General features: G+C 68.2%; 28 protein-coding genes and 1 tRNA gene. 17 read left to right on the forward strand and 12 right to left on the reverse strand.

The annotated features are described in order from the left end of the window. The first annotated feature begins 6 nt into the window (after nucleotides 1-6). Both FHR20_RS01260 and FHR20_RS01265 read left to right on the forward strand, forming a co-directional pair. Complete coding sequence (locus tag FHR20_RS01260; protein ID WP_167297886.1) at nucleotides 7-1029, forward strand: glycosyltransferase family 4 protein; 1023 nt, start codon at nucleotides 7-9, stop codon at nucleotides 1027-1029. A 178-nt stretch (nucleotides 1030-1207) separates the two neighbouring features. Continuing rightward, nucleotides 1208-1903, forward strand: a complete 696-nt coding sequence (locus tag FHR20_RS01265) for a cell cycle transcriptional regulator TrcR (RefSeq protein WP_167297887.1) — start codon at nucleotides 1208-1210, stop codon at nucleotides 1901-1903. Between the two features lie 158 nt (nucleotides 1904-2061). Here FHR20_RS01265 and FHR20_RS01270 read toward each other — a convergent pair whose 3' ends face one another. Continuing rightward, nucleotides 2062-2874 (reverse strand): arylamine N-acetyltransferase family protein, encoded by an 813-nt coding sequence (locus tag FHR20_RS01270; RefSeq protein ID WP_167297888.1) that lies wholly within the window; start codon nucleotides 2872-2874, stop codon nucleotides 2062-2064. Between the two features lie 37 nt (nucleotides 2875-2911). Continuing rightward, nucleotides 2912-4039 (reverse strand): acyl-CoA dehydrogenase family protein, encoded by a 1128-nt coding sequence (locus FHR20_RS01275; RefSeq protein WP_208413357.1) that lies wholly within the window; start codon nucleotides 4037-4039, stop codon nucleotides 2912-2914. A 161-nt stretch (nucleotides 4040-4200) separates the two neighbouring features. On the opposite strand from FHR20_RS01275, the gene FHR20_RS01280 reads away from it, so the two are divergent. The 3 genes from FHR20_RS01280 (at nucleotide 4201) to FHR20_RS01290 (ending at nucleotide 6518) form a co-directional block, all read left to right on the forward strand. After that, the gene (locus FHR20_RS01280; RefSeq protein ID WP_167297889.1) at nucleotides 4201-4893 is read left to right on the forward strand and encodes a winged helix-turn-helix transcriptional regulator; all 693 of its coding nucleotides are present in this window, start codon (nucleotides 4201-4203) and stop codon (nucleotides 4891-4893) included. 78 nt (nucleotides 4894-4971) lie between these two features. Then, nucleotides 4972-5817 (forward strand): dienelactone hydrolase family protein, encoded by an 846-nt coding sequence (locus FHR20_RS01285; RefSeq protein ID WP_167297890.1) that lies wholly within the window; start codon nucleotides 4972-4974, stop codon nucleotides 5815-5817. A 62-nt stretch (nucleotides 5818-5879) separates the two neighbouring features. Continuing rightward, entirely contained in the window at nucleotides 5880-6518 is a 639-nt protein-coding gene (locus tag FHR20_RS01290) for a glutathione S-transferase family protein (protein ID WP_167297891.1), read from the forward strand. A gap of 76 nt (nucleotides 6519-6594) precedes the next feature. On the opposite strand, the gene FHR20_RS01295 is transcribed toward FHR20_RS01290, so the two are convergent. The 5 genes from FHR20_RS01295 to FHR20_RS01315 form a co-directional block, all read right to left on the reverse strand. After that, the gene (locus FHR20_RS01295) at nucleotides 6595-7539 is read right to left on the reverse strand and encodes an amidohydrolase family protein (RefSeq protein ID WP_167297892.1); all 945 of its coding nucleotides are present in this window, start codon (nucleotides 7537-7539) and stop codon (nucleotides 6595-6597) included. Between the two features lie 170 nt (nucleotides 7540-7709). Beyond that, complete coding sequence (locus FHR20_RS01300) at nucleotides 7710-7907, reverse strand: DUF1289 domain-containing protein (RefSeq protein ID WP_208413358.1); 198 nt, start codon at nucleotides 7905-7907, stop codon at nucleotides 7710-7712. Beyond that, nucleotides 7904-8407: a thioredoxin family protein gene (locus tag FHR20_RS01305; protein WP_287398185.1), complete on the reverse strand. Its 504-nt coding sequence runs from the start codon at nucleotides 8405-8407 to the stop codon at nucleotides 7904-7906. The genes FHR20_RS01300 and FHR20_RS01305 overlap by 4 nt, the downstream gene beginning before the upstream one ends. Nucleotides 8408-8415: 8 nt before the next feature. Then, nucleotides 8416-9822, reverse strand: coding sequence for a DEAD/DEAH box helicase (locus tag FHR20_RS01310; protein WP_167297893.1), 1407 nt, complete (start codon nucleotides 9820-9822; stop codon nucleotides 8416-8418). Between the two features lie 90 nt (nucleotides 9823-9912). Beyond that, nucleotides 9913-10380, reverse strand: coding sequence for a hypothetical protein (locus FHR20_RS01315; protein ID WP_086128579.1), 468 nt, complete (start codon nucleotides 10378-10380; stop codon nucleotides 9913-9915). A 74-nt stretch (nucleotides 10381-10454) separates the two neighbouring features. Between FHR20_RS01315 and FHR20_RS01320 the strand changes: the two genes are divergently transcribed. From FHR20_RS01320 to FHR20_RS01335, 4 genes are all read left to right on the forward strand, one after another. Beyond that, nucleotides 10455-11903 carry an FAD-binding oxidoreductase gene (locus FHR20_RS01320; RefSeq protein WP_167297894.1) on the forward strand — a complete coding sequence of 483 codons (1449 nt, stop codon included), beginning with the start codon at nucleotides 10455-10457 and terminating at the stop codon, nucleotides 11901-11903. Nucleotides 11904-11957: 54 nt separating this feature from the next. Continuing rightward, nucleotides 11958-12740 carry a SapC family protein gene (locus FHR20_RS01325; protein WP_167297895.1) on the forward strand — a complete coding sequence of 261 codons (783 nt, stop codon included), beginning with the start codon at nucleotides 11958-11960 and terminating at the stop codon, nucleotides 12738-12740. A 2-nt stretch (nucleotides 12741-12742) separates the two neighbouring features. Next, nucleotides 12743-13288 carry a cytochrome b gene (locus FHR20_RS01330; RefSeq protein WP_341786392.1) on the forward strand — a complete coding sequence of 182 codons (546 nt, stop codon included), beginning with the start codon at nucleotides 12743-12745 and terminating at the stop codon, nucleotides 13286-13288. Between the two features lie 225 nt (nucleotides 13289-13513). Next, nucleotides 13514-14098, forward strand: a complete 585-nt coding sequence (locus FHR20_RS01335; protein ID WP_167297896.1) for a hypothetical protein — start codon at nucleotides 13514-13516, stop codon at nucleotides 14096-14098. 14 nt (nucleotides 14099-14112) lie between these two features. Here FHR20_RS01335 and FHR20_RS01340 read toward each other — a convergent pair whose 3' ends face one another. Continuing rightward, nucleotides 14113-14997 carry an N-formylglutamate amidohydrolase gene (locus FHR20_RS01340; protein ID WP_167297897.1) on the reverse strand — a complete coding sequence of 295 codons (885 nt, stop codon included), beginning with the start codon at nucleotides 14995-14997 and terminating at the stop codon, nucleotides 14113-14115. 75 nt (nucleotides 14998-15072) lie between these two features. Between FHR20_RS01340 and cpdR the strand changes: the two genes are divergently transcribed. The 3 genes from cpdR (at nucleotide 15073) to FHR20_RS01355 (ending at nucleotide 16538) form a co-directional block, all read left to right on the forward strand. After that, nucleotides 15073-15447 carry a cell cycle two-component system response regulator CpdR gene (gene cpdR, locus FHR20_RS01345; protein WP_167297898.1) on the forward strand — a complete coding sequence of 125 codons (375 nt, stop codon included), beginning with the start codon at nucleotides 15073-15075 and terminating at the stop codon, nucleotides 15445-15447. Nucleotides 15448-15553: 106 nt separating this feature from the next. Then, nucleotides 15554-15628, forward strand: a tRNA-Val gene (locus FHR20_RS01350). Nucleotides 15629-15716: 88 nt separating this feature from the next. Further along, a complete protein-coding gene (locus tag FHR20_RS01355) occupies nucleotides 15717-16538 on the forward strand; it encodes a class I SAM-dependent methyltransferase (RefSeq protein ID WP_167297899.1) in 822 nt (273 codons plus the stop codon). A gap of 48 nt (nucleotides 16539-16586) precedes the next feature. Here FHR20_RS01355 and FHR20_RS01360 read toward each other — a convergent pair whose 3' ends face one another. Next, entirely contained in the window at nucleotides 16587-17888 is a 1302-nt protein-coding gene (locus FHR20_RS01360) for a methyl-accepting chemotaxis protein (RefSeq protein ID WP_167297900.1), read from the reverse strand. 163 nt (nucleotides 17889-18051) lie between these two features. On the opposite strand from FHR20_RS01360, the gene FHR20_RS01365 reads away from it, so the two are divergent. The 3 genes from FHR20_RS01365 (at nucleotide 18052) to FHR20_RS01375 (ending at nucleotide 20697) form a co-directional block, all read left to right on the forward strand. Then, nucleotides 18052-18672 (forward strand): ATP-binding cassette domain-containing protein, encoded by a 621-nt coding sequence (locus FHR20_RS01365; RefSeq protein WP_167297901.1) that lies wholly within the window; start codon nucleotides 18052-18054, stop codon nucleotides 18670-18672. A 101-nt stretch (nucleotides 18673-18773) separates the two neighbouring features. Then, the gene (locus FHR20_RS01370) at nucleotides 18774-20270 is read left to right on the forward strand and encodes a CoA-acylating methylmalonate-semialdehyde dehydrogenase (protein WP_167297902.1); all 1497 of its coding nucleotides are present in this window, start codon (nucleotides 18774-18776) and stop codon (nucleotides 20268-20270) included. Nucleotides 20271-20274: 4 nt separating this feature from the next. Next, nucleotides 20275-20697 carry a hypothetical protein gene (locus tag FHR20_RS01375; RefSeq protein WP_167297903.1) on the forward strand — a complete coding sequence of 141 codons (423 nt, stop codon included), beginning with the start codon at nucleotides 20275-20277 and terminating at the stop codon, nucleotides 20695-20697. Here the strand turns inward: FHR20_RS01375 and FHR20_RS01380 are convergent. Together FHR20_RS01380 and FHR20_RS01385 are read right to left on the reverse strand one after the other, a co-directional pair. Next, on the reverse strand, nucleotides 20694-21488 hold the full coding sequence (locus tag FHR20_RS01380; RefSeq protein WP_167297904.1) for a sterol desaturase family protein: 795 nt from the start codon (nucleotides 21486-21488) through the stop codon (nucleotides 20694-20696). The genes FHR20_RS01375 and FHR20_RS01380 overlap by 4 nt on opposite strands. A gap of 93 nt (nucleotides 21489-21581) precedes the next feature. Then, nucleotides 21582-22622, reverse strand: a complete 1041-nt coding sequence (locus FHR20_RS01385) for an AraC family transcriptional regulator (protein ID WP_167297905.1) — start codon at nucleotides 22620-22622, stop codon at nucleotides 21582-21584. A gap of 83 nt (nucleotides 22623-22705) precedes the next feature. Here FHR20_RS01385 and FHR20_RS01390 point away from each other — a divergent pair, with 83 nt between their 5' ends. Beyond that, nucleotides 22706-23704 carry a polysaccharide deacetylase family protein gene (locus FHR20_RS01390; RefSeq protein WP_167297906.1) on the forward strand — a complete coding sequence of 333 codons (999 nt, stop codon included), beginning with the start codon at nucleotides 22706-22708 and terminating at the stop codon, nucleotides 23702-23704. A gap of 100 nt (nucleotides 23705-23804) precedes the next feature. After that, nucleotides 23805-24947: an acyl-CoA dehydrogenase family protein gene (locus FHR20_RS01395; RefSeq protein ID WP_167297907.1), complete on the forward strand. Its 1143-nt coding sequence runs from the start codon at nucleotides 23805-23807 to the stop codon at nucleotides 24945-24947. Between the two features lie 8 nt (nucleotides 24948-24955). Here the strand turns inward: FHR20_RS01395 and FHR20_RS01400 are convergent, their stop codons facing one another. Continuing rightward, entirely contained in the window at nucleotides 24956-25162 is a 207-nt protein-coding gene (locus FHR20_RS01400; protein ID WP_167297908.1) for a cold-shock protein, read from the reverse strand. Between the last annotated feature and the right edge of the window lie 25 nt (nucleotides 25163-25187).

Here is a 25187-nt window from a genome sequence, read left to right on the forward strand (position 1 = left end):
GGACCTGTGCGGATAGCTATCGTGACCGACGCCTGGGAGCCCCAGGTGAACGGAGTCGTGCGCACGCTGCAATCGGTGCGCCGGGTGCTCGAAAGACAGGGTCATCTGGTCGAGGTGATCTCGCCCGATCTCTTCTACTCGCTGCCATGCCCGACCTATCCCGAGATCCGCCTCGCGCTTGCCCGCGTCGCCAGCGTCGGGGCGATGCTCGAGGCGTTCGGGCCCACCGCGATCCATCTCGCCACCGAAGGGCCGCTGTGCGTCGCCGCGCGGCGCTGGTGCATCCGGCACGAAATGCCCTTCACCACTGCCTATCACACCCAGTTCCCGGACTATGTCTCGGCGCGCTCGGGCGTGCCGGCCGAGTGGATCTGGCGCTATATCAAATGGTTCCACGCGCCGAGCCAGGCGATCCTCGCCTCCACCCCCTCGATCCGCCAGTCGCTCACCGATCACGGCCTTTCCCATGTGAAGCATTGGGGCCGCGGCGTGGACCTTGCCAATTTCCGTCCCGGCCTCGATCCGCATCCGGCGATGAAGGATCTCGATGGGCCGGTGCAGCTCTATGTCGGCCGCGTCGCGATCGAGAAGAATCTCGAGGCGTTCCTCAAGACCACGCATCCGGGCACCAAGGTGGTGGTGGGCGACGGGCCGGCGCGCGCCTCGCTCAAGGCCCGCTTCCCCGAGGCGAAGTTCCTCGGCCCGATGTTCGGCGCCGAACTGGCCTCGGCCTATTCCGCGGCGGACGTGTTCGTCTTCCCGAGCAAGACCGACACGTTCGGGCTGGTGATGATCGAGGCGCTGGCGTGCGGCGTGCCGGTCGCCGGCTATCCCGTCACCGGGCCGATCGACGTGCTCACGCCCGAGACCGGCGCGATGGACGCCGATCTCACTCGGGCGATCGGCGAAGCGCTGACCCGGGACCGCGCGGCATGCGCCGCCTATGGCAGGACCTTCACCTGGGAAGCCAGCGCCCGCCAGTTCCTGAACGCGCTCCATCCGATGCATGGGGAACGGGCCGCGGCCTAGTCGAAAACGTCGTCCCGGAGACCGGACCCGATCCGGGGTTGCCGGGAGGACGACAATCGCAGGCGCAATGTCTTCGCCGTCCGCCCCTTTTCCTTGCTCTTCGCGCTGCATCGCACTAAGTCAGGCCCGTTACAGGCCGCCCGTGAAGGGCGGCCCTTTCTATTTCTGGAGACTGTAAGTGGCCCAGCCGCTGATGCCCCATGCGACCGCTTCCTGGCTGGTCGACAACACCTCGCTCTCGTTCGACCAGATCGCCGAGTTCTGCGGCCTGCACATCCTCGAGGTCCAGGCGATCGCCGACGACACTGCCGCGACTAAGCTCACGGGCCGCGATCCCGTCCGCGCGCACGAGCTGACGATGGACGAGATCGAGAAGGGCCAGAAGGACCCGAACTACGTCCTCAAGATGCTCAAGGGCCCCGAGCAGGTCCGCCGCACCAAGGGGCCGCGCTACACGCCGGTCTCGAAGCGCCAGGACAAGCCGGACGGCATCGCCTGGATTCTGCGCAACCATCCGGAGATCTCGGACGGCGCGATCGGCAAGCTGATCGGCACCACCCGCACCACGATCGCCGCGATCCGCGATCGCAGCCATTGGAACATCGCCAACATCGTGCCGAAGGATCCGGTGACGCTGGGCCTCACTTCGCAGCGCGAGCTTGACGCGATCGTCGCCAAGGCGGCGAAGGCCGCCGGCATCGAGGCCCAGGTCGACACCCGTCTCGAGGGCGACCGCGAGGCGCTGATCGAGCAGCTCCGCGCCGAGCGCCAGGCCGCGACCCGCGATGCCGAGGCTGCCGGCGAGGATGCTCCGGCCGCTCCGGTCGAGCACACTGCCGAGACGCTGTTCCGCAGCAACAGCAGCAACAACTGACGACCGGCCGGCCCCGCCGAAACGGGGCCGGCTTTCGTTGTCCCGCCCGGCAAGGCGCGCGCGGCTTCCCCCCGAACCCGATTCGGGGGGATTTGCGTATGGGCGTCTCGCTTCCCCAGGGCGTGCTCGGCAGGGGCCATGCCGCAAGGGGGCAGGCGTCAGGCCTCGTCCGGGAACAGGGCGGCGTGGCGGGCGCAGACGGTGCCCCACAGTTCCGCCGCTTCCGGCAGCCGCAATCCGAAGCATCGCTCGAGCCGCTCGACCAGCGCTTCGGCATCGGGAAGCAGTTCGTGCGTCTCGCCCGCGGGGCCCCGCCGGGTCAGTACGCGCCCGCGCAGCGTCGTGTGGCGGTCGCCGCGGCGCTGCAGGACGACGAGATTCTGGACGAACGGCGATTCGGGCTGGCGCTGCAATTCGCTGCAACGCCGCGCGAACAGCGCCTCGTCGGCGGGCGCGTCGTGAAAGTCGTAGCTGAAGGGGTCGCCCTCGCCATACCGCTCCTCGAAGCGCCACCAGCCTTCGACCCGGCGCAGCGCCACGTCATAGGGCGGGTGGTGTTCGCTGCCCGGCGCCAGCGGCAGCGGCGCCGCCTGCATGCCGCCAAAGCCGACATCGACCAGCCAGGGCCGGCCCTCCAGCGCCACCATGAGCGCCAGATGGTTGCCCATCGCGCCTTCGCCATGGACATGCCGCATCACGCCCGCCGAGATGCGGCGCACGTCGAAGCCAAGGGCTTCGAGCACGCGCCCGAACAGTCCGTTCTGCTCGAAGCACCAGCCGCCCCGCCGGCGGACGACCAGCTTCTCGAAGATCGCTTCCGGCTCGATCGAAACCGGCCGTCCCAGCTGCACGTCGAGATTCTCGAAGGGGAAGGCAGCGAGATGCGCCTGCATAAGGGCGGTCAGCGTCGCGCGGTCGGGGGCCAGCGGCCCGTCATGCCCGATCCGCGCGAAATAGGCCTGGAGATCCATGCGCCGCCCCCTTGTGATTGGGCGACGCATGCCGGGGTCAGCCGTCGATGTCGAGCCCCAGCGCGACGCGGGCGGCCAATGCGTGCTGCGGTTCGCGCTGCAGCGGGTGGAAGCGGGCGCCCTGCACGTCGCGAAGGGCGCGTTCGAGCCCGACCTTGCGATAGAAGCCCGCGCCCCCGGCGACGTCCATCGCCCGGCTCACCGTCCCGATCGTGGCGTCGCCGAGCAGGGTGCGGCAGGTCATCGCGCGGCTGGTCGTGGCCAGCCCCGGCTCGCCGTCGACCGCGATCGCGATCATCTCGCGCATCGCCATGTCCGCCGCGGCATGGGCGTTCTCCATCTCGCCGATGCGCTGGAGCAGATGGGAGTCGGGCCGGCGGGTGCGCGCGATTTCCAGCGCGCGCCGCCGCGCGCCGTCCGCCACGCCCATATAGGCCGAATAGATCGCGGCGAAGGCGATCATGCCGATCACATGGAACAGCATATGCCACTTGCCCTGCGGCCGCCGGCCGGAGATCGCGGCGTCGGCGACGAACACCCTGTCGAGCATCAGATCGTGCGAGCCGGTGCCCCGCATGCCCAGCACGTGCCAGCTATCGGTGATCGTCACGCCCTCCGCGCGCAGTGGCACGCCGAAATGGAGCACGATCGGCCCCGCCTCGGGATCGTCGTACACCGCGCTGGTCATCAGCAGGTCGCCCAGTTCGCAGCCGCTCGAGAAGGGCTTGCGCGCGGTGATGCGGAAGCCGCCTTCCACCTTCTCGGCGGTGCCGGCGCTTTCCAGCCAGTCCGATCCGCCGCTCGAGACGAGGACCAGTTCCTCGGCCGCCACCCGGCGGAGCAGGCCCTCGGTCGGCGCACCCTGGTGCTTCAGGCGCCACGCCGCGGCGGCGACCAGATGGGTGTGCATCGAAAAGGCGAGTGCGGTCGAGCCGCAGACGGCGCCCAGCACGCGGATCGCCCCGCAGACATCGGCGAAGCCGGCGCCGCCGCCGCCCAGGGCTTCGGGCACCAATGCCTTGAAGAAGCCCGCTTCCTTCAGCCGTGCATAGCCTTCGGCCACGAAGCTCTCCTCGGCATCGTGGCGCTCGGCATGCGCCGCGATCTCCGTGGCGATCGCCTGGGCCTCGGCGATCCAGTCCCGCGGCATGAGCTTGCCTTCCATCGTCATTCCCCTTTCGGTCGATTGGTCGCGCCACCAATCGGCCATCCTCCCGGCCATGCTCCAGTTCAGAAACTGAACTTGCCCGGTACAGACTCTGAACTACCATGAATGCGCGTTCGAGAAGTATTGGGGCGTGAAGTATCCGGCGTGAAGGATCGGGGATGACGCAAGGGAGCTACAAGCAATTCTGCCCGGTCGCGATGGCCGCGGAGATATTGTGCACGCGCTGGACGGTGGTGCTGCTGCGCGAGCTGTTCGCGGGATCGACGCGGTTCAACGACCTGCGCCGCGGCGTGCCGCGCATGTCGCCCGCCTTGCTCTCGCAGCGGCTCAAGGAACTCGAATGCGCGGGCATCGTCGCGCGCGAGGAGGGCGGCACCGACTATCGCCTTACCGAAGCCGGGCGCGAGCTGGAGCCGGTGGTCGAGGCATTCGGCATCTGGGGCCAGCGCTGGGTGGCATATGAACTCTCGCTCCAGCATCTCGATGCGCAGCTGCTGATGTGGGACATGCGCCGCCACCTCGATCCCACGCCGCTGCCGCCCAGGCGCAACGTGATCCAGTTCCGTTTCCCCGAACAGCCCGAGCCGCGCCGCCGCTACTGGCTGGTGGTCGATCCGCAATCCGGAGTCGACCTGTGCTCGATCGATCCCGGCCACGAAGTCGATCTGTTCGTCTCTTCGGATCTGCGGACCATGACGGCGATCTGGATGGGGTATGAGACGGTGCGGGACGCGCTCGATCGCGAGACGCTGCTGCTCACCGGTGCCCCCGGCATCGCGGCGCAGATGCAGCGCTGGCTCGGGCTCAGTCCCTTTGCCCGCCATGCCCGCCAGGATCGCCTCGCGGCATGACGGAAGCGAGCGGGGCGTGTAGCCTCGCCGCCGCGACTCGGCATGCCGGAGCGCCATCCGAGATCATGGAGGAATCCCATGTGTGACGAGCTGACCGCCGCCGACAATGCGCACTTCCTGCTGACTCGCCGCGAATTCGGCGCGGGCGCGGCTGCGGCGGGCGTCGCGGTGCTGCTCCCGGTTCCGGCCGGTGCGGCCGAGATCGCGGGGCGTGACGTCATCATCGCCACGCCGGACGGCAGCTGCGACGCCTATTTCGTCGCGCCCGCGACCGGCAGGCATCCCGCCGTGATCGTGTGGCCGGACATTTTCGGACTGCGGCCGGCCTTTCGCCAGATGGCCGACCGGCTTGCCCAGTCGGGCTATGCGGTGCTCACCGTCAACCAGTTCTACCGCTCGACCAAGGCGCCCTTCGTCACGCCGGGCCAGGGCTTCGACGATGCCCTGCGGGCCAAGGTCGGTCCGTGGCGCCAGCTGCTCACGCCGGATGCGAGCACCCGCGATGCAAAGGCCTTTGTCGCCTGGGTCGACCGGCAGAAGGAAACGGACACCCGGCGCGGCATCGGCAGCACCGGCTATTGCATGGGTGGCCCGATGGTCATGTACACTGCGGCGGCGGTGCCCGCGCGCGTCCATGGCGGCGCGACCTTCCATGGCGGCGGGCTCGCGGCCGATGGCCTGATCGCGCTCGTGCCCCAGATGAAGGCGCACTGGCTGATCGCGATCGCCGAGAATGACGATGCCCGCGCCCCGGAGGACAAGGACAAGCTCAAGGCCGCCTTCGCCGCCAGCAGCCAGCCGGCCGAGGTCGAAGTCTACAAGGGCACGATGCACGGCTGGTGCCCGCCGGACAGCCAGGTCTATAACGCGGATCAGGCCAATCGCGCCTGGGAGCGCCTGCTCGCCACCTTCGCCGCGCTTTGAACGGCGCTTGACGCGATCGGTTGATTTGTTCACTTTATGTTCGATTGATCCGGAGAGAAACCATGGCAGGCGATCTGACCTTCTACACCCATCCCCAGTCGCGCGGGCGCATCGTCCGCTGGGCGCTGGAGGAGGCTGGTGCATCCTATGAGACGCAGGTCGTCGAATATGGCACGACGATGAAGGGCGAGGATTATCTGGGCATCAACCCGATGGGGAAAGTGCCGGCGATCGTCCATGGCGGCCATGTCGTCACCGAATGCGCCGCGATCTGCGCCTATCTGGCCGAAGCCTTTCCGGCGGCGGGCCTCGCCCCCGATGCGAGCGAGCGCGCCGATTATTATCGCTGGCTGTTCTTCGCCGCCGGCCCGGTCGAGCAGGCGGTGACCAACCATGCCGCCCAGTTCGTCCCCAGGCCGGAGCAGGGCCGCATGTTCGGCTATGGCAATTACGAGCTGACGGTGGACGTGCTGGAAAGGGCCGTCTCGGCGCATCCCTACATCGCCGGCGACCGCTTCACCGCGGCGGACATCTATGTCGGCTCCGCGGTCGGCTGGGGCACGATGTTCGGCACGCTGCCCAAGCGCGACGCGTTCCTCGACTATTTCGGCCGGCTGAGCGAGCGGGAGGCCTATCGGCGCGCCTCGGCCAAGGACGATGCGCTGGCGGCGGAGCTGCAGCCGGCACAGGCGCCGGCCTAGCCAGTCCTTTCGATCACCCCGGCCTTGTGCCGGGGCCCCCGGGTGACGGGCGGGCGAGGCATATGCCGCTACGCGCTCACAGCTTGTAGAAGCGCACGGCGTTGTCGTGCAGGATGTCCTGCTTCTGCGCCTCGGTCAGGAAGGCCGCGCTCTCGATCCCCTCGATGGCGAGGCCGATCGCGTCGGGCCAATACATATGGTCCGATCCGAACATGATGCGCTTGGAAAAGCCCGAATCGACGAAGGTCCGCAGATAGGCGTGGAAGGCGGGGCGCGGCAGCAGCCAGTCGATCGCGCCGGTATCGATGTTCACGTTCGGATAGAGCATCAGCATCGCGATCGTGTCGTCGAGATAGGGCCAGCCGCCATGCATGATGTTGAGGCGCAGCTTGGGGTGGCGGTTGAGCGCTTCCTCGACCAGCTCGGGATTGCCGAAGCGGGCCCGCGCCGATGTGCAGCAGGGATCGAAGCTCGTCCCTGCGGGCATGGTGCCGGTGTGGAGCGCGACGGGCACGTCGAACGCTTCGGCCAGTGCGAGATAGGGATCGAATTTGGGATCGCTGAGCGACAGCCCGGCATATTGCGACGTCACTTCGCCGAGCACCTTGAGCCTGCCATCGGCAAAGGCCTTGCGGAGCACGTCGATCGGCGGCAGCGGCGTATCGTCCGAACCGCGGATTCCGGCGCCGGCGACGAAGCGATCGGGATCGCGGTTATGCCAGTCGATCGCGGCCTGGAGCCGGTCGCCATCGCCGCCGCTCACCACGCCCTTCACGACATTGTGCTTCTTCATCTCGGCGATGCAGGCGGCGAGATGGTCGGCCCCGGTCCGGATCGGGCTCTTGAAGCCCGAGATCGGATTGGTGACCGGGGCAGGAAGCTGCATCGTCGCCGGATAGGCGTGCATGTGTACGTCGATGATCGGGCGTCCGGTCGCGGGGGCGGCCGCTGCGCCCGGCAACAGGGCATAAGCGGCCCCGGCGCCACCCAGCTTCAGAAATCCCCTGCGGCCGATATCCATGACGATCCTCCCTGGAAGCTCCGTTCGCGCCGGAGTCGCCCCTTTGAATCGCAGTTCCGGGGCGCGGCTGTCCATGCGGTTCGTCCCGCCCGCGGCGCGTTCGTCACAAATCGCGGCGGGCGTGGCCGACGATGGGCGGGGATACGGTATCTGCCGGTCGAGCCGGGCTCCTAGCGGAGCCTGCCCTCCAGCCGTTCCATCCGCGCGGGCAGTTCCGCCATCACTGCGTCGCGATCGGCCTGGTCGGTCTCGCTCCAGCGGGCGATTTCCGCCAGCGTGCGGCCGCAGCCGATGCACCACCCCGTGGCGGCGTCCATCGCGCAGATGCTGACGCAGGGGCTTTCGACGATGGGCACATATTCGATCATCGCGTCCAGCGTGCCAGCCAGTCGGCCATTTCCTGGGGTTGCATGATCCTGGCGTCGCCCAGACCGAGAATGTCGTCGCGGTTGCGGATCTTGCCGGTGCGCGGATCGATCACCAGGATCGCCGGCACCGCTTCGAGGGACGCGGCGCCGAAGCGCCGGGGCAGGTCCAGGTTGCGGTCGAACATACCGATGTCGATCTGGACCAGCACGAAATTGCGCGCCACCCATCCGCGCATCTCGGGCAGCGCGAGCACGCCCGCCAGCACGCGGCAATCGACGCACCAGTTCGCGCCGAAATCGAGGAGCAGCGGCTTGCCCGATTTCTTCGCGCCGGCGAGCGCGGCATCGATGTCGCGGCGCGCGTCGCGCCCGGAGTCATAGGGCGCGGGCAGGGGGAGCGGCAGCCGGTCGAGCGTCCGCGCCTCGAGCCGCGGAGCCATGCGCTGGGCCGGCGCCGCGCCGGGCAGCATCGCCGCCGCCAGCGCGAGAGCCAGCCCCACGCGCCGGATCATTCGGCCAGCGTATAGTTCAGGAAGTCGGGGATGGGGCCGTTCCAGCCCTCGTCCGGGCCCCCCGAGTCGTTGGGATCGCGTTCGTCGCGGCGGCGGCTGCGGTCGCGGTCGCGGCGCGGCTGCTCGTCGCGGGCGCGGGTCTCGCGGACCGGCTCGTCGCGCCGTGCTTCCTCGCGCGTGGGCTCTTCCTTCCTCGAGCGGGGCTTCCGCGCCTTGTCCTCGTCGCCCTTGCGCCGGCGGCCGCGCGGCGCTTCCGCACGCTCGTCCTCCTCGGAGGGGGCGGGCGCATTCCGCAGCTTCACCCGCTCGATCTTCTGGCCGGTGAGCTTCTCGATACTGGCGATGTTCTCGGCATCGTCGGCGGTCACCAGCGTATAGGCGGTGCCGGTCGCGCCCGCGCGGCCCGTGCGGCCGATGCGATGGACATAATCGTCCGGATGCCAGGGCGCGTCGAAATTATAGACGTGGCTCACGCCCTTGATGTCGAGCCCGCGCGCGGCGACGTCCGAGGCGACGAGGATGTTTACATCGCCCTTCTTGAACCGCTCCAGCTCGGCGATGCGCGCCGGCTGGTCCATGTCGCCATGGATCTCGGCCGAGCGGATGCCATGGCGCTGCAGGCTCTTGTTGAGCTCGCGCACCGTGGTCTTGCGGTTGCAGAAGATGATGCCGGTCTGGACGTCGTCCGCCTCGATCAGCGCACGCAGCACCTCGCGCTTCTTCATCGTCGTGGTCTCGATGAGGAACTGGGTGATGTTGGTGTTGGTCGTCGCCGGGCGGGCGACTTCCACGCGCTTGGGATCGTTGAGGAACTTGTCCGCCAGCTTCTTGATCACCGGCGGCATCGTCGCCGAGAAGAGCAGGGTCTGCCGTTCCTTGGGCAGCTTGGTGCAGATTTCCTCGATATCGGGGATGAACCCCATGTCGAGCATGCGATCCGCTTCGTCGATCACGAGCAGGCTGCAGCCGTTGAGCAGGATCTTGCCGCGGCCGAACAGGTCCATCAGCCGGCCCGGCGTGGCGATCAGCACGTCGACGCCCTTTTCCAGCGCCTTCACCTGGTCGCCCATCTGCACGCCGCCGATCAGCAGGGCCATGGAGAGCTTGTGATGGGTGCCGTACTTCTCGAAATTCTCGGCGACCTGGGCGGCCAGTTCGCGCGTCGGCTCGAGGATGAGCGAGCGCGGCATCAGCGCGCGCGTACGCCCCTCGCCGAGGATGTCGATCATCGGGAGGACGAAGGCGGCGGTCTTGCCCGTGCCCGTCTGGGCGATACCGATCAGGTCCTTGCCCATGAGGACCGGGGGGATCGACTGGCGCTGAATGGGCGTGGGCTCGGTATAGCCCGCGTCGGTCACTGCGCGCAGAAGTTCGTCAGAAAGGCCGAGATCGGCAAAGCTCATGCAATTTTCCGGAAAATCGGCGTGGCAGGTCCACGCGCGAAGCCTGCACGCGCTTGCGGATTTATCGGGGAAAGTCAAGCGCGGAGGTGCTCAGCGCTCCAACGCGAGCGTCTTGAAGTCTTCCACGTCGCAGGAACGGCCCGCCCGCGTGCGGATCGAATCGCGTCCGGCGCAGATCTTCTGGTCCTTGTTCGTCTTGACGTAGAAGCCGTTGTAGAAGCCGAGCGCCTGGCACTTGCGGCCCAGCTTGGCGCGCAGCAGCGAGCCGTCGCGCAGCACCAGGTCGACGCTGTCCTGCGTGTTCACGCCCGCGAAGCCCGAGATGTCCTGCACTTTCACGCAGTCCTTCGCCTTCTTCTCCACCACATGGGGGGCGCGGCGCACGATGATGGTCGCGCTGCTGGTGATGGTGACGCGCGGCACCTGGATCGTCACGCGCTGCTGCTCTTGCTGAAGGTTCAGGGTAACCGCTTTCCAGTCGGGCACGCCTGCGGGCGCCGCGGCGGGCGCGGCGACGAAAAGCAGGAGGCTGGATGCGACCAGGAACGGATTCGGCATTTCGCGTTGGTTATGTACGTTGCAGGTTTGAACAGTGGATGAACTGACACCGGTCGTGCTAGCCCAAAAATGCCATGACACCAGCCCAGCAACAGCTTGTCGATACCATCCTGGAACGCTTCGGCCCCAAGACGGTGACCACGGATCCCCATGCGATCGAGCCCTGGGAATCGGACTGGCGCGGCCGGTATCACGGCCGCGCGCCGGCGCTGCTCTCGCCCGGATCGACGGAGGAAGTCGCCGCGATCGTCCGCCTTGCCGGCGAGCTCGGCGTGAGGATCGTGCCTCAGGGCGGCAATACCGGCATGGTCGGCGGGGCGACGCCGCCGGAGGACGGTTCGGCGCTGCTCCTCTCCACGCGCCGGATGAACCATATCCGCTCGGTCGACACCGTCGGAAATCTCGCGGTGGTCGAGGCCGGGGTGATCCTGGCCAATTTCCACGACGCCATGGCCGAGCAGGGGCGCCGCTTCCCGCTCACCCTGGGCGCCAAGGGCAGCGCGACGATCGGCGGGCTGGTCTCCACCAATGCCGGCGGCACCCAGGTGCTGCGCTTCGGCAACATGCGCCACCTCGTCGCAGGGGTGGAGGCGGTGCTGCCCGACGGCTCGATCCATGAGGGGCTCGTTCCGCTCAAGAAGGACAATCGCGGCTATGATCTCACCCAGTTGCTGATCGGCGCGGAGGGGACGATCGGCATCGTCACCGCCGCGACGCTGCGCCTCTATCCCGCCATCGTCGAGCGTGCCGCCGCCTGGGTCGGCGTCGCCGATCCCGAGGACGCGCTCCGCATCCTGCGCCTGATGGAGGCGCGCACCGCCACGATCGAGAGCTTCGAGATCATCCCGGGCGAGATACTGGGCCATGTCCTCCACCACATCCCCGGCACCCGTTCGCCGCTGGCCGGCGAGCATGCCTGGCATGTGCTGATCGAATCGGTGGCGACCGAGCCGGGCGCCGAGCCGCCCGCCGCCCTGCTCGAGCGGCTGCTCGTCCCCGTGTTCGAGGCGGGCCTGGCCGAAGACGCGGTGATCTCGACCAGCGAGGCCCAGGTCGAGGCCTTCTGGCACATCCGCGATTCGATCTCGGAGGCCGAGCGCGCGCTGGGGCCGGCGATGCAGCACGACATCTCGGTGCCGGTCGACAAGATGCCGCGCTTCATGCTCGCGGCCGCGGCCGAGGCCGAGCGGCGCTTCCCGGGCACGCGCGCCACTGCCTTCGGGCATCTGGGCGACGGCAACGTCCATTTCCATGTCCGCGCGCCGCAGGGCGCCGATCGCGACGCCTGGTATGCCGGCGACGGGCCCGCGGTGAGCCGCCTCGTCTACGACATGGTGGTGGCCGAGGGCGGATCGATCTCCGCCGAACATGGTATCGGACAGATGAAGCGTGCCGAACTGGAGCGTTTGAGCCCGCCGTCGCGTATCGCGGCATTGAAAGCGATCAAATCGGCACTGGATCCCCGCGGAATCCTGAATCCCGGCAAGCTCGTAGCGCTTGCGCCCGACGCTGACACCCCATAGACCCTCGCCCCGGGATTCCAGACATCAGCATTTTTAGTTCCCAGGAGATTTAGGATGGCTTCCGCCCCGCAGCAGTCGCTGCCTCTGTTCTACAACGAGCTTGAGCCGCTCTCGAGCCAGCAGCACGCCGATTTCAAGATTCGCGCCGCCGACAAGGCGCCGTTCCTCGCCAAGCAGCATGCGGTGCCGGTCACCGTCGAGGAATTCCCGCTGGTGCAGCGCTTCATGCCGATCGTCTTCTCGCAGGGCGAGGAGCCGGTGCCGCTGGCGCTGATGGGCCTGAACGAGGGCATCAACACCTTCTTCGACGATGATGGCTCGCTCAACGAGACGAACTTCTACGTCCCGGCCTATATCCGCCGCTATCCCTATCTGCTGGCGCGCCTGCGCCCCGACAGCGACGAGCTGTCGCTCTGCTTCGATCCGACCTCGGACACGGTCGGCGCGTTCGAGGAGGGCGAGGCCCTGTTCGTCGACGGCCAGCCGAGCGACACCACCAAGAACATCCTGCAGTTCAACGAGCAGTTCGAGCAGGCCGGCGCCCGCACCGGCCAGTTCATGAAGGAGCTCAAGGATCTCGACCTGCTGATCGACGGTGAAGTGACGATCCAGCCGGACGGCGCCGCCCAGCCCTTCGTCTATCGCGGCTTCATGATGGTCGACGAGAACAAGCTCAACGAGATGCGCGGCGACCAGCTGCGCAAGATCGTGCAGAACGGCATGCTGCCGCTCATCTACGCGCATCTCTTCTCGCTGGGCCTGATGCGCGACATCTTCGGCCGCCAGCTGCGCCAGGGCAAGATGCCCGAGCCGCAGCTCGTTCAGCCGAACGCCTGATCGTGACGGCGCGCGGCGATCGATACAGCCGGGGGGCGATCGCCTTCCACTGGTCGATCGCCGCGCTCGTCCTGTTCAACCTCATCGTCGGCCTGTTCCACGACGCGATGCCGCGAGCGTGGGGCATCATGCCGATCCACAAGTCGGTCGGCATTGCCGTGCTGGTGCTCACGCTGGGCCGGATCGGCTGGCGGCTCACGCACAAGCCGCCGCATCTGCCCGAATTGCTGCCGGCCTGGGAGAAGGCGACCGCGCATACGGTCCACTTCATCCTCTATGCGCTGCTGCTGATCCTGCCGATCAGCGGCTGGCTGCTCTCCTCCAATCCCGAGCGTCCGCGCCCGATCAACTGGTTCGGGCTGTTCGAGATTCCCGTGCTGCCCGCCACGCCGGGCATCGCCCACAATGCGCATGAGGCGCACGAGCTGCTCGGCTATCTGATGGCGGCACTGGTGGCGATCCACATCGCCGCGGCGCTGCGCCACCATTTCATCCTGCGCGACCGGGTGCTGGCGCGCATGCTTCCGGGATCGGGCCGACGCGGCTGATCGCGCGTTGAAAACGGTTTCTCGCGACCCCTTGAACTATCCGGCCTCTCACTTATATTTGTTGTGTACGGCGTCGTGTCCCCCCTTTCGCGAGGCCGTACGGCACGCCCTCGGGCGTGTCTCCTCCCTGAACCTTGGCCACCTCGTGGGTAACCACGAGGTGGTTTTTTATCGGGCGCTTGCGGGCTGCTGGTAAAATCGGCGCGGCATCTTAAGGTTGGCGCGATGGGGGGATTTGCGAAGTGCTTCGCCTGCTGCGTCGCCGTGGTGACCGGTTTCACGGCCATGCGCGCGCACGCCCAATTCCTCATGCTGCAGCCGGGCACCGGGCCTTCGGCTTCTTGCTATGACGGGCGAAAGGCACCCAAGCCGAGCTCGATCGCAAAGGCCGAAGCGCGCGCGGAAAGGGCGTTCCTGGACTATCGCACGCTCGCAAAGGTGCCGCGCGGTCTGGGCGAAATCTTCCTGAAGCACACCTATCTCGGCCACGGGAATTGGGCGCTGGACGGAACCTTCATCGACGCCGCGGACGCGACGGATCCCTGGGTGAACCGCACCGCACGAGTCGAGCGCACCAGCCTCACGGTCGCGAACGGCGGCAGCTACCTCTATCGTGCCATATGGAACGCCTATGCGGCGGACGGCATGTTGCTGGGGTCCTATGACGCAATGCTGCAGAGCGGCCGGGGCAGTGCCGGTTTCATCACGATGGAACTGCGCGCTCCGGGCATGATGGCGAAGGCGCTGCCGGTCGTTCCGTTCTGCAGCCGGCCCGGCGATATCGAACGGTGGAAGAACAATCGGAAGTGAGCCGCCGGGCCGGTTCACTCCGCCGCGATCGCGCCCGGCAGCGCTTCGTCGGCCACGGCGTCGATGATATCGCGCAGCAGCCGTACCGCCGTCGCCAGTCCCGGGCCCGGCTGGTCGAGCGCCGGATCGAGATAGAGCGCGCGGTCGAATTCGAGCTGGATCGCATGCACGCCGCGGCGCGGATCGCCGTGCCGCTCCAATATATGCCCGCCCGAATAGGGCGTGTTGGCCATGGTGCGGATGCCGTGCGCGCGCGCCACGCCTTCGATCCGGCCCAGGAAACGCCCCGCCGCCGACTTGCCGAACCGGTCGCCGGGTACGAGCCGCGCCGCCGTCGCGGGATTGCCGAGCGGCGGCATCGAATGGACGTCGAGCAGCACCGCCACGCCGAAGCGCGCCCGCGCCGAAGCCAGCACCGCATCGATCGCGGCATGCCAGGGGCGGTGGTCGGCATGGATGCGCTGCTGCACCTCGTCGGCGCTCAGCCGGCGCTGCCAGATGTCGCCCGCATTTCCCACCCGGCGCGGCACCAGCCCCAGCCCGGAGCGCAGCTTGGCCGAAAGCGGCGCGCCGTGCGGCCAGGCGCCGTCGTCGAGCCGCGGGTCGCGCTCGTGCTCGGCGCGGTTGAGGTCGATCCAGGCGCGCGGCCGGGTGGCGACGAACAGGGTCTCGTCGCGCCGGGCGGCGAGGGCGATCGCGTCGGCATGCCGGTCCTCGAGCCCCCGCAGTGCCGCCAGCGGCACGCGCAGCGCGGCGCGCAACGCGTCCGGATAGTCGCGCCCGGCATGCGGCACCGACAGGATCACGGGGCTCCGCGGCTCGGCGGCACCATGGCGGACGAAGGATTCTCCGGTCACGACGTCATGACTATGCGTGCCATCGCACTGCCGCAATGGCATGGAATGGTATAAGGGCGGAAAATCTTAAGGGCTTCGGGTATAGGATGCGGCCCTGTTGATTTCGAGTGGGGGAACATGATCCGGATTCTGCTGGCCGAGGATGACCGCGTGATGCGGGAATACCTTACCCGGGCGCTTGAGCGTTCGGGCTATGCGGTCAGCGCGGTCGATCGCGGCACCGCGGCGATACCGCTGCTCGAGAACGAGCGCTTCGACCTGCTGCTAACCGATATCGTGATGCCCGAGATGGACGGCATCGAGCTGGCCCAGAAGGCGAGCGAGATCGCGCCGGACATGCGGGTGATGTTCATCACCGGCTTCGCGGCGGTGACGCTCAAGGCCGGCAAGCAGGTGCCCCAGGCGCGGGTGCTCTCCAAGCCCTTCCATCTGCGCGACCTGGTGCTCGAGGTGGATCGGCTGTTCGAAGCGGAGAATGCCGGGTTCAATTGAGGTTTTCGATTCCTGCGGTGCCGACCCGCAAAAACTGAAAAGCGTGCTTGCACGGGTCTGTGTTGCCCGCTAAAGGCCCGCTTCCCGTTTCGGCCGACAGGCCAATGGGCGCGTAGCTCAGTGGTAGAGCACTGTGTTGACATCGCAGGGGTCGCAAGTTCAATCCTTGCCGCGCCCACCATATAGAAAAGCCGCCAGGTCACCGATCTGGCGGCTTTTTTGATGCCTTGCACTGGTGCCGCGCCGCGCTTTGGCGCATCCTTGGCCGCATGCGGGAACAGGCTTCGGAATATGATTGGGCGGGCGGTCGCGGCGCCCAGTGGCGCGACCAGCTCGACGGGATGGAGGCGATGCTTGCGCCGGTCGATGCGCCGTTCGTCGCGGCGCTGGCGCTGGATGCGCCCTGTCGCATTGCCGAAATCGCGTGCGGAGGCGGCGGCACGACGCGCGCCATCGCCGCGGCGGCGCCGGCCGGCAGCGACATCACCGGCTTCGACATTTCGCCCGACCTGGTCGCCGCCGCCACCGCGCGGGCGGGCACGGTGGCGCGCTTCGTCGAGGCGGATGTCGCGCGCTACCGGCCCGAGCGGCGGTTCGATCGGCTGGCCTCGCGCTTCGGGGTGATGTTCTTCGACGATCCGGCTGCGGCCTTTGCCAATCTGCGCCACTGGCTGGCACCGGGCGGGCGGCTGGCCTTCGCGGTCTGGGGGCCGGTGGGCGAAGTCGGTTTCATGGCGCAGATCCGCGCCGCGATCGCATCCGTGGTCGAATTGCCGCCGGCCGATCCCGATGCCCCCGGCCCGGTTCGCTATGGCGACCCCGCCAGGCTGATCGCGCTGCTGGATGCCGCCGGTTTCCAGGGCGCCGCCAGCCATAGCTGGCACGGCGCGCTGCCCGTGCCAGCCGCCACGCCCGAGGCCGCGGCCGATTTCCTGCTTGCCTCCTCGTCGACGGCGGCGCCGTTGCTCGGTGCGCCGCCGGCCCAGCGCGAGGCGGCGCGCGCCCGCCTGGCCGAAGCCTGTGCGGGCCATTGGCGGGACGGCAATGCCTGGATGCCGGTGCGGGTGGAGATCGTCACCGCCGCCGGCTAGAGTCGTTTTCAGTAGGACGGTGCCGATTCAGCGGAGCTGAAAACGACTCTAGGCGACGCGCAGTTCCGCCAGAAAGGCATGGACCTGGTCCGACAGGGCATCGGCGCCGACATGGAGCCTGCCCGCAACGTCGCGCATCGCGCGTGCCTGGTCCGAAGCATCGCGCGAAGTGCCGCCGATCGCCTCGACGTCGCGCTGGATGCCGGTGCTCGCATGCACTGCCTCGTCCACGTTGCGCGCGATCGTGCGCGTCGCTTCCTCCTGCCGGGCGACGGCGCTTTCCACCGCGTCGGCCAGCGCCGCCATCGCGCCGATCGCCTGCTCGACGCGGCTGTGCCCCGCGGCGACCTCGTCTATCCCGCCGCGGATCTCGCGGACATGCGCAGTGATCCGGTCGGCCGCGATGCCGGTCTGGGTCGAGAGCTGCTTCACTTCGTTCGCCACCACGGTGAAGCCGCGCCCCGCCTCGCCGGCGCGCGCCGCCTCGATCGTCGCATTGAGCGCGAGCAGGTTCACCTGCCGGGCGATGTCGCTGATCAGCCCGATCACCGAATCGATCGATTGCGCCGAATGGAGCAGGTCGCGCGTCCGCGCGCTCCCGCTCTCCACCAGTTGCGAGACCGCCGCCGCCGCCTGGCGCGCATCGCTGGTATTGTGGGCGATGCCGGAGAGCGCGCCGGCCAGCTCGCGCCCGCGCGCGGCGATCTCCGCCATGTTGTCGCTCGTCTGCGAGGCGGCGGTCGCCACCGCCAGGGCGCGGTCGCCCACGCCGCTCGCCCGGTCCGCCGTCAGCACCGCGCCATCCTCGAGCGCAGTCGAGAGCAGGCCCATGTCGTGCGACAGCGCCTCCACCTGCGCCTCGAAGCGTCGGCTCGCCGCCTCGATCCGCGCCGCGCGCTCCACCTGCGCGCGCGCCGTCGCCACTTCGCGCTCGGCGGCGAGATGGACGAGCCGGCGGTTGTTCACCGTCGCCTGCACCCGGCCGCTCCGGGTCAGGATCATCCCCTCCGATCCGCCCGAAGCGCGGTAGCTCTCCATCAGCCGGGCGAGGTCGTCGGTCATCTCCGCCACCGGACAGGCGCGGACATAGCGCGATACCGCCGCGCCATAGGAAGGGTTGCGCATCAGCGCATGGCCGAAGGGATTGAGCAGCAGCCGCCGCACGTCCTTCTCGAAGATCGCGCCGAGCGGGCGCCCGCGCTCGTCGACGATCGCCACCAGCCGCAGCTCGGGATCGTTGCCGAACAGCTCCGCCGCCCGCCACATCGTGTCGGTAAGCGTTAGCAACGGCGGATTGAGCTCGCGCTCGGTAAGCCAGGTGCCGCCTGGGGCGGGCGAGGGATCGGCCAAGGACATCCCCCGCCGGATAGGGGGCGGTTGGTAAATGCGCACTTAGCCCAGCGTTACAGTACCGAGACAAAGCGCATTTTTTCGCGAGTTGCGGCCGATTCTTCCCGAAAAACGCGCCGCGGACTGTAACCCGGTTGTCATCTGCCGATGCCTAGGGCGGGGAATGAAGCTCAGCATCGAGAATCTGGCCCTGAACCGGGGCGAACGCCGCGTGCTCGAGGGCGTGGACGCGGTGTTCGAGCCGGGCAGGGTGACGGCGATTCTCGGTGCGGCCGGCGCGGGCAAGGCCCTGTTGCTGCGCGCGATCGCCGGCCGTGCCGATGCCGATGCCGGCCATGTCCGGCTGGGCGGTAGGCTGATCGGTCGCCTGGGCCGGGCCGAGCGCGCCCGGGCGATCGCGCTGGTCGAGCGGGATCGCCACCGCCTGCTCGGCCGGGGTTCCGCCGATCTCGCTGCCGCGCTCGTCGCCCGCCCTGACTGGCTGCTGGCCGAGGATCCGCTGAGCGCGCTCGACCCGGCCGCGCAATTCGCCCGGATCGCGCAGCTGCGCGCGGCCGCCGGGCAGGGGATGGGCATCGTCGTCGCGCTCGCCGATCCGGTGCTGGCCGCGCGCGTGGCGGATGCGGTGCTGCTGCTGGGCGGCGGCCGCATGATCGCCTTTGGCGCGCCCGGCGAAGCGCTCGCCCATCAGCCGCTACGCGCGGCGTTCGGCGTGGAGGTGATGATGATCGGCGACGCGCAGGGCCGCCTCCTTCCCGTGCCGATCAGCTGCCTCCCGGCCTGAGCTTTCCCGTCGGCCGGTGCGTGACAGCGCCCGTCGCTTGTGCCACTGCGTAATTAAATTACACGAACGAGTCGGGCCGGCGGAGTCCGCAGGAGAGCGAAATGCGTAACATCGACCATGTCATTGTCGGCCATGATGGCGGCGCGGGCGCCCGTACGGGCGATGTGTTCGACCCGAACACCGGCCAGGTCCAGGCCCGGGTCCAGCTCGGCACCCAGGCCGATCTCGACAAGGCCGTCGCCGCCGCGCTCGCCGCCCAGCCCGGCTGGGCCGCGACCAACCCGCAGCGCCGCGCCCGCGTGATGTTCGCCTTCAAGGCGCTGGTCGAGAAGAACATGGAGGAGCTGGCGCACCTGCTCAGCTCCGAGCATGGCAAGGTGATCGCCGATGCCAAGGGCGACATCCAGCGCGGCCTGGAAGTGATCGAATTCGCCTGCGGCATCCCGCATGTGCTCAAGGGCGAATACACCCAGGGCGCGGGCCCCGGCATCGACGTGTACAGCATGCGCCAGCCGCTCGGCATCGGCGCCGGCATCACGCCGTTCAACTTCCCGGCGATGATCCCGATGTGGATGTTCGGCGTCGCCATCGCCTGCGGCAATGCCTTCATCCTCAAGCCCAGCGAGCGCGATCCGTCGGTGCCGGTGCGCCTTGCGGAGCTGATGCGCGAGGCGGGCGCGCCCGAGGGCGTGCTCCAGGTCGTGCACGGCGACAAGGAAATGGTCGACGCCATCCTCGACCACCCGGCGATCGCGGCGGTCAGCTTCGTCGGCTCGTCGGACATCGCGCACTATGTCTATCGCCGCGGCGTCGAAGCCGGGAAGCGCGTCCAGGCGATGGGCGGCGCGAAGAATCACGGCATCGTCATGCCCGATGCCGATCTGGACCAGGTGGTGGCGGATCTGTCCGGCGCCGCCTTCGGCTCGGCGGGCGAGCGCTGCATGGCGCTGCCGGTGGTCGTACCGGTGGGCGACAAGACCGCCGATGCCCTGCGCGCGAAGCTGATCCCGGCGATCGAGGCGCTGCGCGTCGGCATCTCCACCGATGCCGAGGCGCATTACGGCCCGGTCGTCAACGCCGCGCACAAGCAGCGCGTCGAGAACTGGATCCAGACCGGCGTGGACGAAGGCGCCGAGCTGGTGGTCGACGGCCGCGGCTTCCAGCTCCAGGGCCATGAGCAGGGCTTCTTCATCGGGCCGAGCCTGTTCGACCGCGTCACGCCGGACATGCAGGCGTACAAGGAAGAGATTTTCGGCCCGGTCCTCCAGATCGTCCGCGCGCCCGATTTCGAAACCGCGCTCAAGCTGCCGAGCGACCATCAATATGGCAACGGCGTCGCCATCTTCACGCGCAACGGCCATGCCGCGCGCGAGTTCGCGGCGCGCGTCAATGTCGGCATGGTCGGCATCAACGTGCCGATCCCGGTGCCGGTCGCCTATCACACCTTTGGCGGCTGGAAGCGCTCGGCGTTCGGCGACACCAACCAGCACGGCATGGAAGGCGTGAAATTCTGGACCAAGGTGAAGACCATCACCCAGCGCTGGCCCGACGGCGGCGCGAGCGGCGACAGCGCCTTCGTCATTCCGACCATGGGGTAACCGGATGCCGGCACGCATCCGATACTCGCTCGTTGCGGCGATCTGCGGACTTTGGGTGGCGTCACTCTTCCTGCCCGTATTCGATGCAGGCGGGCCGGGCTGGATCTTGCTCGCAATGGGGTGGCTGGGCATTGGGATCGGCGAACTGAGCTGGCTTGCCAATCCGCTGCTCCTTGTGCTCGTGGTGCTGCTGCTGCCGACCCATATACGCGGCAGCAAGCGATTCCTGGCTTGCGCGGTGTTCCTCGGGTTCGTCCTGCTCCGCGAAGCGATGCGCAGTACGATCATGGTCAACGAAGCGGGTACGCTCGAGCCCGTTCAGCGTTTTGCGGGCTGCTATGCGTGGATGGGGGCAGTATCTCTGGGCATGATTGCGGCCGCGGTCCAATGGGGGTTCGCGTCGCGGCCAGCGCCGGCGTGCGGTTAGGCTTGCAACCGCTTCGTCTTGCCCATTCCGAACCACGGCACCGCCGCCGCTTCGAAATGCGCGTGGTAGCGCGGGTGCTCGGTACCCATCCAGCGATCCCACCAGGTGAAGTAGAGCCCGAAATTATGTCCGCCGCCGCTATGGTGCAGGTCATGATGCGTCGCCGTGGTCAGCCAGGCGGTGAGGGGGAAGCGCGTGAAGCCCGGCGGCATCAGCTCGTGCCCCGAATGGCCCAGCACGTTGCGGCCGATCTGGTGGAGCAGGAAGGCGAGCACCACGACCGCGTGCATCGGCACGAACAGCAGGAAGAGCGGCAGGAACATGCCCTCCAGCACGCCCTCGATCGGGGCGAAGCTGTACGCCGCCCAGGGCGTCGGCGTGCGCGACTTGTGATGGGTCAGGTGCGCGCGGCGGAACATCGCCCTGGTGTGCAGCCCGCGGTGCATCCAGTAGAAATAGGCATCGTGGACGACCACGATGGCCACGAACTCCAGCGCTGCCTGCCACCAGGCCGGCAGGGCGAAGCCCATATGGATGATTCCCGCCTGGTTCATCGCCAGCGTGACGATGCTCCACAGCGCGAAGATGCCGACCGACAGCATCGAATGGCCGAACTCGCGGGCGCGATCCCCCTTGGCGGGCGCGCGCTTCTGGATGCGCCGGGCGGCGGTCCAGCGCGCGCCGGCCCAGAGGATGGCGGTCATCCCGCCGGCGGCGGCGAGATAGCGGGCCAGTTCGACGGCGAAGCTGTGTGCGCCGTGCGCGGCGAGCGGTACGATCCAATGTGGCATGTCGCATCCTCGAAAGCGGATGCCGCCTTGTTAGGCCGCGCCGCCGCGCCGGTCCCGCCGCGCCCGGAAAATGCCGCGCATTTCCGGAATCGATCAGCCTTTTTCGGGATCGAGGATCGCGGCGCGCCGATATTCGCTGGGGCTGGTGCCCGTGGCGTCGCGAAAGGCGCGGTTGAACGGGGCGAGGCTGCCATAGCCCAGGTCCATCGCCAGGGTGAGCACCGGCAGGTCCACCCTGGCCGGGTCGCCCAGCCAGGCCTTGGCATCGGCGATGCGGTGCGAATTGAGGAAATCCGAGAAGTTGCGATAGCCCAGCCGCTGGTTGATCAGTGCGCGCAGCCGGTGTTCGGGCACGCCCAGCTTGCCGGCGAGCACGCCGATGCCGAGCCCGGGCTCGCGGTGGATATGGGCGGCCATCGCCGCGTCGAGCTTCTGCTTGAGCACATGCTCGGCCGGCGACAGCGGCGCGCGCGGGGGCGGCGGCGCGGCCTTGTCGAACAGCAGCTCGGCATTGGCCGTGAGCATCGCGGCGCCGAATGCCAGGATCGCGATCAGCGCGGTGCCCGACTGGAGCAGCATCAGCCAGATGTCGGTACGCAGCAGGTCGTACACGCTTTCCACCACCACGATGCCCAGGGTCTGCACGCCCACCACGATCACGAAGCCCAGCCGGAACATGCGGCGCTTCTCGAGCAGGTCGTCGCCGCGATTGGCGATGGCGATGACGATGGCGTGCACCGCGAGCAGGAAGGCGATGCCGTGCTGCACCGCGCCCGCCGCCACCGGCCGCTGGTGCGTCACATAGAGCGCGTGGGTGAAGAGCATCCAGTCGATCAGCGTCACGCCCAGGGCGAGGGCGAACAGGCGCTTGTCGATCGGCCGCTCGAAGATCAGATGGGCGAACACCCACAGCGCCAGCGGGGCGTTGAGCGAGAAGATCTGGATCACCGGCCAGGCCGCGGAACGCCACAGCTGCAATGCGGGCGAGACGATCGCGAGATAGGCCGCCACGCACACCAGCAGCGCGATCGTCGCCCGGCGGATCGGGGCAGGCGCGCCGCTGCGGGCCGCCACCAGCGCCATCAGCAGCAGCTGGCCGACTCCCATCAGCCGCATCGCCGTATCGATAAGCAACAGCCGCTCCATGCGCAGCCTTATGGCGCCGCCCTCCGCCAGCGTCTATTGGCGGGGATGGCTGGAACCAGGGGGAAGGGGCGATGACCGGGTTGCGCTTCGTGCTCAAGGCGATGATCGCCTGCATCGCGCTGGCGATGGTGGTGCCGGGCAAGCGCACGATCAGCGTGATCGCGTCGACGCCGCCCCAGGCGGCCAAGCGCATCGCGCTCAGCTTCGACGACGTGCCGCGCGGCCGCGGCGCCTTCCTCACACCCGACGAGCGCACCGCGCGCCTGGTCGAGACCTTTCGCTCGCGCCACGTCCCCCAGCCGGTCTTCTTCCTCAATCCCAACCGGATCGTCCATTTCGGCGACGGGATCGACGCGCCGAAGCGCATCGCCGCCTATGTCGCGGCCGGCGGGGTGCTCGGCAACCACACCAATACGCATCTCAAGCTGTCCAAGGTCGCGGCGGAGGCTTTCCTCGCCGATATCGATCGCGCCCAGGCCTATCTGAAGACGCAGGGCAAGGCGTATCGCCCCTGGCTGCGCTTCCCCTATCTGGACGAGGGCGGGCCCGACAAGGCGAAGCGCGACGCCGTCCGCGCCGGGCTGGCCGCGCGCGGGATGATGAACGGCTATGCGACGATCGACGGCTCGGACTGGAACATGGAAGGCCAGGCCATCGCTGCGCGCAAGGCGGGCAAGACCGTCGACATGGAGGCGCTGCGCGACCTCTATGTCGAGACGCACGTCCAGTCCGCCGATTTCGGCGACGATCTGGCCCGTCGCGCGCTCGGCCGCTCGCCCGCGCACGTCCTGCTGCTGCACGAGACCGACATGGCGGGCCTGTTCCTGGGCGACCTGATTGACGCGCTGCGCCAGGACGGCTGGGAGATCATCGGCGCCGACGAGGCCTATGCCGACCCGATCCACCGCGAGCGCCCGGACGTTGCATGGACGGCGGGCACGATGATCGAGCAGCTCGCCTGGGAGAAGAAGCTCGCCAAGCCCCGCTGGTACGAGCGCAACGACGTGAAGATCGCCAATGCGCTCTTCGCCGAGCGCGTGCTGCACGAGAAGGTGGGGGCGGGGAAATGACGCCGCGCCGGGGCAGACCATCCCATTTCCCTCCCTGGACGGGAGTTTCGATGTCGACTTTCTCATCGCCGGCGCGTTTTCCCGGCCCAAGGACCCAGCCATGACCCAGTTCGAACTCACCGACGACCAGCGTGCCATCCAGGAAATGGCGCGGAAATTCACCGCCGATGCGATCACCCCGCATGCGGCCGAGTGGGACGAGAAGCACATCTTCCCGCGCGACACGATCCGGGCGGCGGCGGAGCTGGGCTTCGCCTCGATCTACGTCTCGGAGGAGAGCGGCGGCATCGGCCTGGGCCGGCTCGAGGCGGCGCTGATCATGGAGGCGATGGCCTATGGCTGCCCCTCCACCAGCGCATTCATCTCGATCCACAACATGGCAAGCTGGATGATCGACCGGTTCGGCAGCCAGACGGTGAAGGACAAGTACCTGCCCTCGCTGATCACGATGGAACGGATCGCGTCCTACTGCCTCACCGAGCCGAGCTCGGGCTCGGACGCCGCCGCGCTCAAGACGCGGGCGGTGCTGGACGGCGACCATTATGTCGTCAACGGCTCGAAGCAGTTCATCTCGGGCGCGGGGGAGAACGAAATCTACGTCACGATGGTCCGCACCGGCGAAGAGGGGCCCAAGGGCATTTCGTGCCTGGTGATCGAGAAGGACATGCCTGGCGTCTCCTTCGGCGCGAATGAGCGCAAGCTGGGCTGGCATTCGCAGCCTACGCGCCAGGTCACGTTCGATTCGGTGCGCGTGCCGGTGGAGAATCGCATCGGGGGCGAAGGCGAGGGCTTTCGTTTCGCCATGATGGGCCTCGATGGCGGCCGCCTCAACATCGGTGCCTGTTCGCTCGGCGGCGCCCAGCGCTGCCTCGACGAGGCGGTGAACTACACCAAGGACCGCCAGCAGTTCGGCAAGCCGATCGCCGATTTCCAGAACACCCAGTTCGTCCTGGCCGACATGGCGACCGAGCTGGAGGCGGCGCGTGCGCTGCTCTATCTCGCCGCCGCCAAGGTGACCTCGGGCGCGCCGGACAAGACCAAGTTCGCGGCCATGGCCAAGCGGCTGGCGACCGACACCGGCAGCTCGGTGGTCGATCGCGCGCTTCAGCTGCACGGCGGCTATGGCTATCTGATGGACTATCCGATCGAGCGCTTCTGGCGCGACCTGCGCGTCCATTCGATCCTAGAGGGCACCAACCAGGTGATGCGCATGATCGTCGGCCGGGAGCTTACCCGCCAGTGACGCCGCTGTCAGGCCAGCTTGATCGCAACGGCTTCCAGCCCGCGATTGCCGATGCGCGCTTCGAATGCGAGCCGCTGGCCCTCGGCGACGGTCTTGATCCCGGCCGCGTGCATCGCGGGAAGGCGGAACGGCACGTCCTCGCCGCCCGCGTCGGGCGTGATGAAGCCCACCCCTTTGCATTCATTGTACCACTTGACCTTGCCGGTTTCGAACATGCCATGCCTCTCCATGATCTGGAGA

It is taken from the genome of Sphingomonas leidyi, assembly GCF_011761945.1.
Lineage (GTDB): Bacteria > Pseudomonadota > Alphaproteobacteria > Sphingomonadales > Sphingomonadaceae > Sphingomonas > Sphingomonas leidyi.

Coding starts and splice junctions, on each gene's coding strand:
- FHR20_RS01335 (WP_167297896.1), top strand. CDS start 13,514: ATGGGGGGATTTGCGAAGTGCTTCGCCTGCTGCGTCGCCGTGGTGACC.
- cpdR (WP_167297898.1), top strand. CDS start 15,073: ATGATCCGGATTCTGCTGGCCGAGGATGACCGCGTGATGCGGGAATAC.
- FHR20_RS01315 (WP_086128579.1), bottom strand. CDS start 10,380: ATGCCGAATCCGTTCCTGGTCGCATCCAGCCTCCTGCTTTTCGTCGCC.
- FHR20_RS01325 (WP_167297895.1), top strand. CDS start 11,958: ATGGCTTCCGCCCCGCAGCAGTCGCTGCCTCTGTTCTACAACGAGCTT.
- FHR20_RS01365 (WP_167297901.1), top strand. CDS start 18,052: ATGAAGCTCAGCATCGAGAATCTGGCCCTGAACCGGGGCGAACGCCGC.
- FHR20_RS01300 (WP_208413358.1), bottom strand. CDS start 7,907: ATGATCGAATATGTGCCCATCGTCGAAAGCCCCTGCGTCAGCATCTGC.
- FHR20_RS01375 (WP_167297903.1), top strand. CDS start 20,275: ATGCCGGCACGCATCCGATACTCGCTCGTTGCGGCGATCTGCGGACTT.
- FHR20_RS01290 (WP_167297891.1), top strand. CDS start 5,880: ATGGCAGGCGATCTGACCTTCTACACCCATCCCCAGTCGCGCGGGCGC.
- FHR20_RS01285 (WP_167297890.1), top strand. CDS start 4,972: ATGTGTGACGAGCTGACCGCCGCCGACAATGCGCACTTCCTGCTGACT.
- FHR20_RS01310 (WP_167297893.1), bottom strand. CDS start 9,822: ATGAGCTTTGCCGATCTCGGCCTTTCTGACGAACTTCTGCGCGCAGTG.
- FHR20_RS01395 (WP_167297907.1), top strand. CDS start 23,805: ATGACCCAGTTCGAACTCACCGACGACCAGCGTGCCATCCAGGAAATG.
- FHR20_RS01390 (WP_167297906.1), top strand. CDS start 22,706: ATGACCGGGTTGCGCTTCGTGCTCAAGGCGATGATCGCCTGCATCGCG.
- FHR20_RS01295 (WP_167297892.1), bottom strand. CDS start 7,539: ATGGATATCGGCCGCAGGGGATTTCTGAAGCTGGGTGGCGCCGGGGCC.
- FHR20_RS01280 (WP_167297889.1), top strand. CDS start 4,201: ATGACGCAAGGGAGCTACAAGCAATTCTGCCCGGTCGCGATGGCCGCG.
- FHR20_RS01270 (WP_167297888.1), bottom strand. CDS start 2,874: ATGGATCTCCAGGCCTATTTCGCGCGGATCGGGCATGACGGGCCGCTG.
- FHR20_RS01340 (WP_167297897.1), bottom strand. CDS start 14,997: ATGCCATTGCGGCAGTGCGATGGCACGCATAGTCATGACGTCGTGACC.
- FHR20_RS01320 (WP_167297894.1), top strand. CDS start 10,455: ATGACACCAGCCCAGCAACAGCTTGTCGATACCATCCTGGAACGCTTC.
- FHR20_RS01275 (WP_208413357.1), bottom strand. CDS start 4,039: ATGGAAGGCAAGCTCATGCCGCGGGACTGGATCGCCGAGGCCCAGGCG.
- FHR20_RS01355 (WP_167297899.1), top strand. CDS start 15,717: ATGCGGGAACAGGCTTCGGAATATGATTGGGCGGGCGGTCGCGGCGCC.
- FHR20_RS01380 (WP_167297904.1), bottom strand. CDS start 21,488: ATGCCACATTGGATCGTACCGCTCGCCGCGCACGGCGCACACAGCTTC.
- FHR20_RS01400 (WP_167297908.1), bottom strand. CDS start 25,162: ATGTTCGAAACCGGCAAGGTCAAGTGGTACAATGAATGCAAAGGGGTG.
- FHR20_RS01370 (WP_167297902.1), top strand. CDS start 18,774: ATGCGTAACATCGACCATGTCATTGTCGGCCATGATGGCGGCGCGGGC.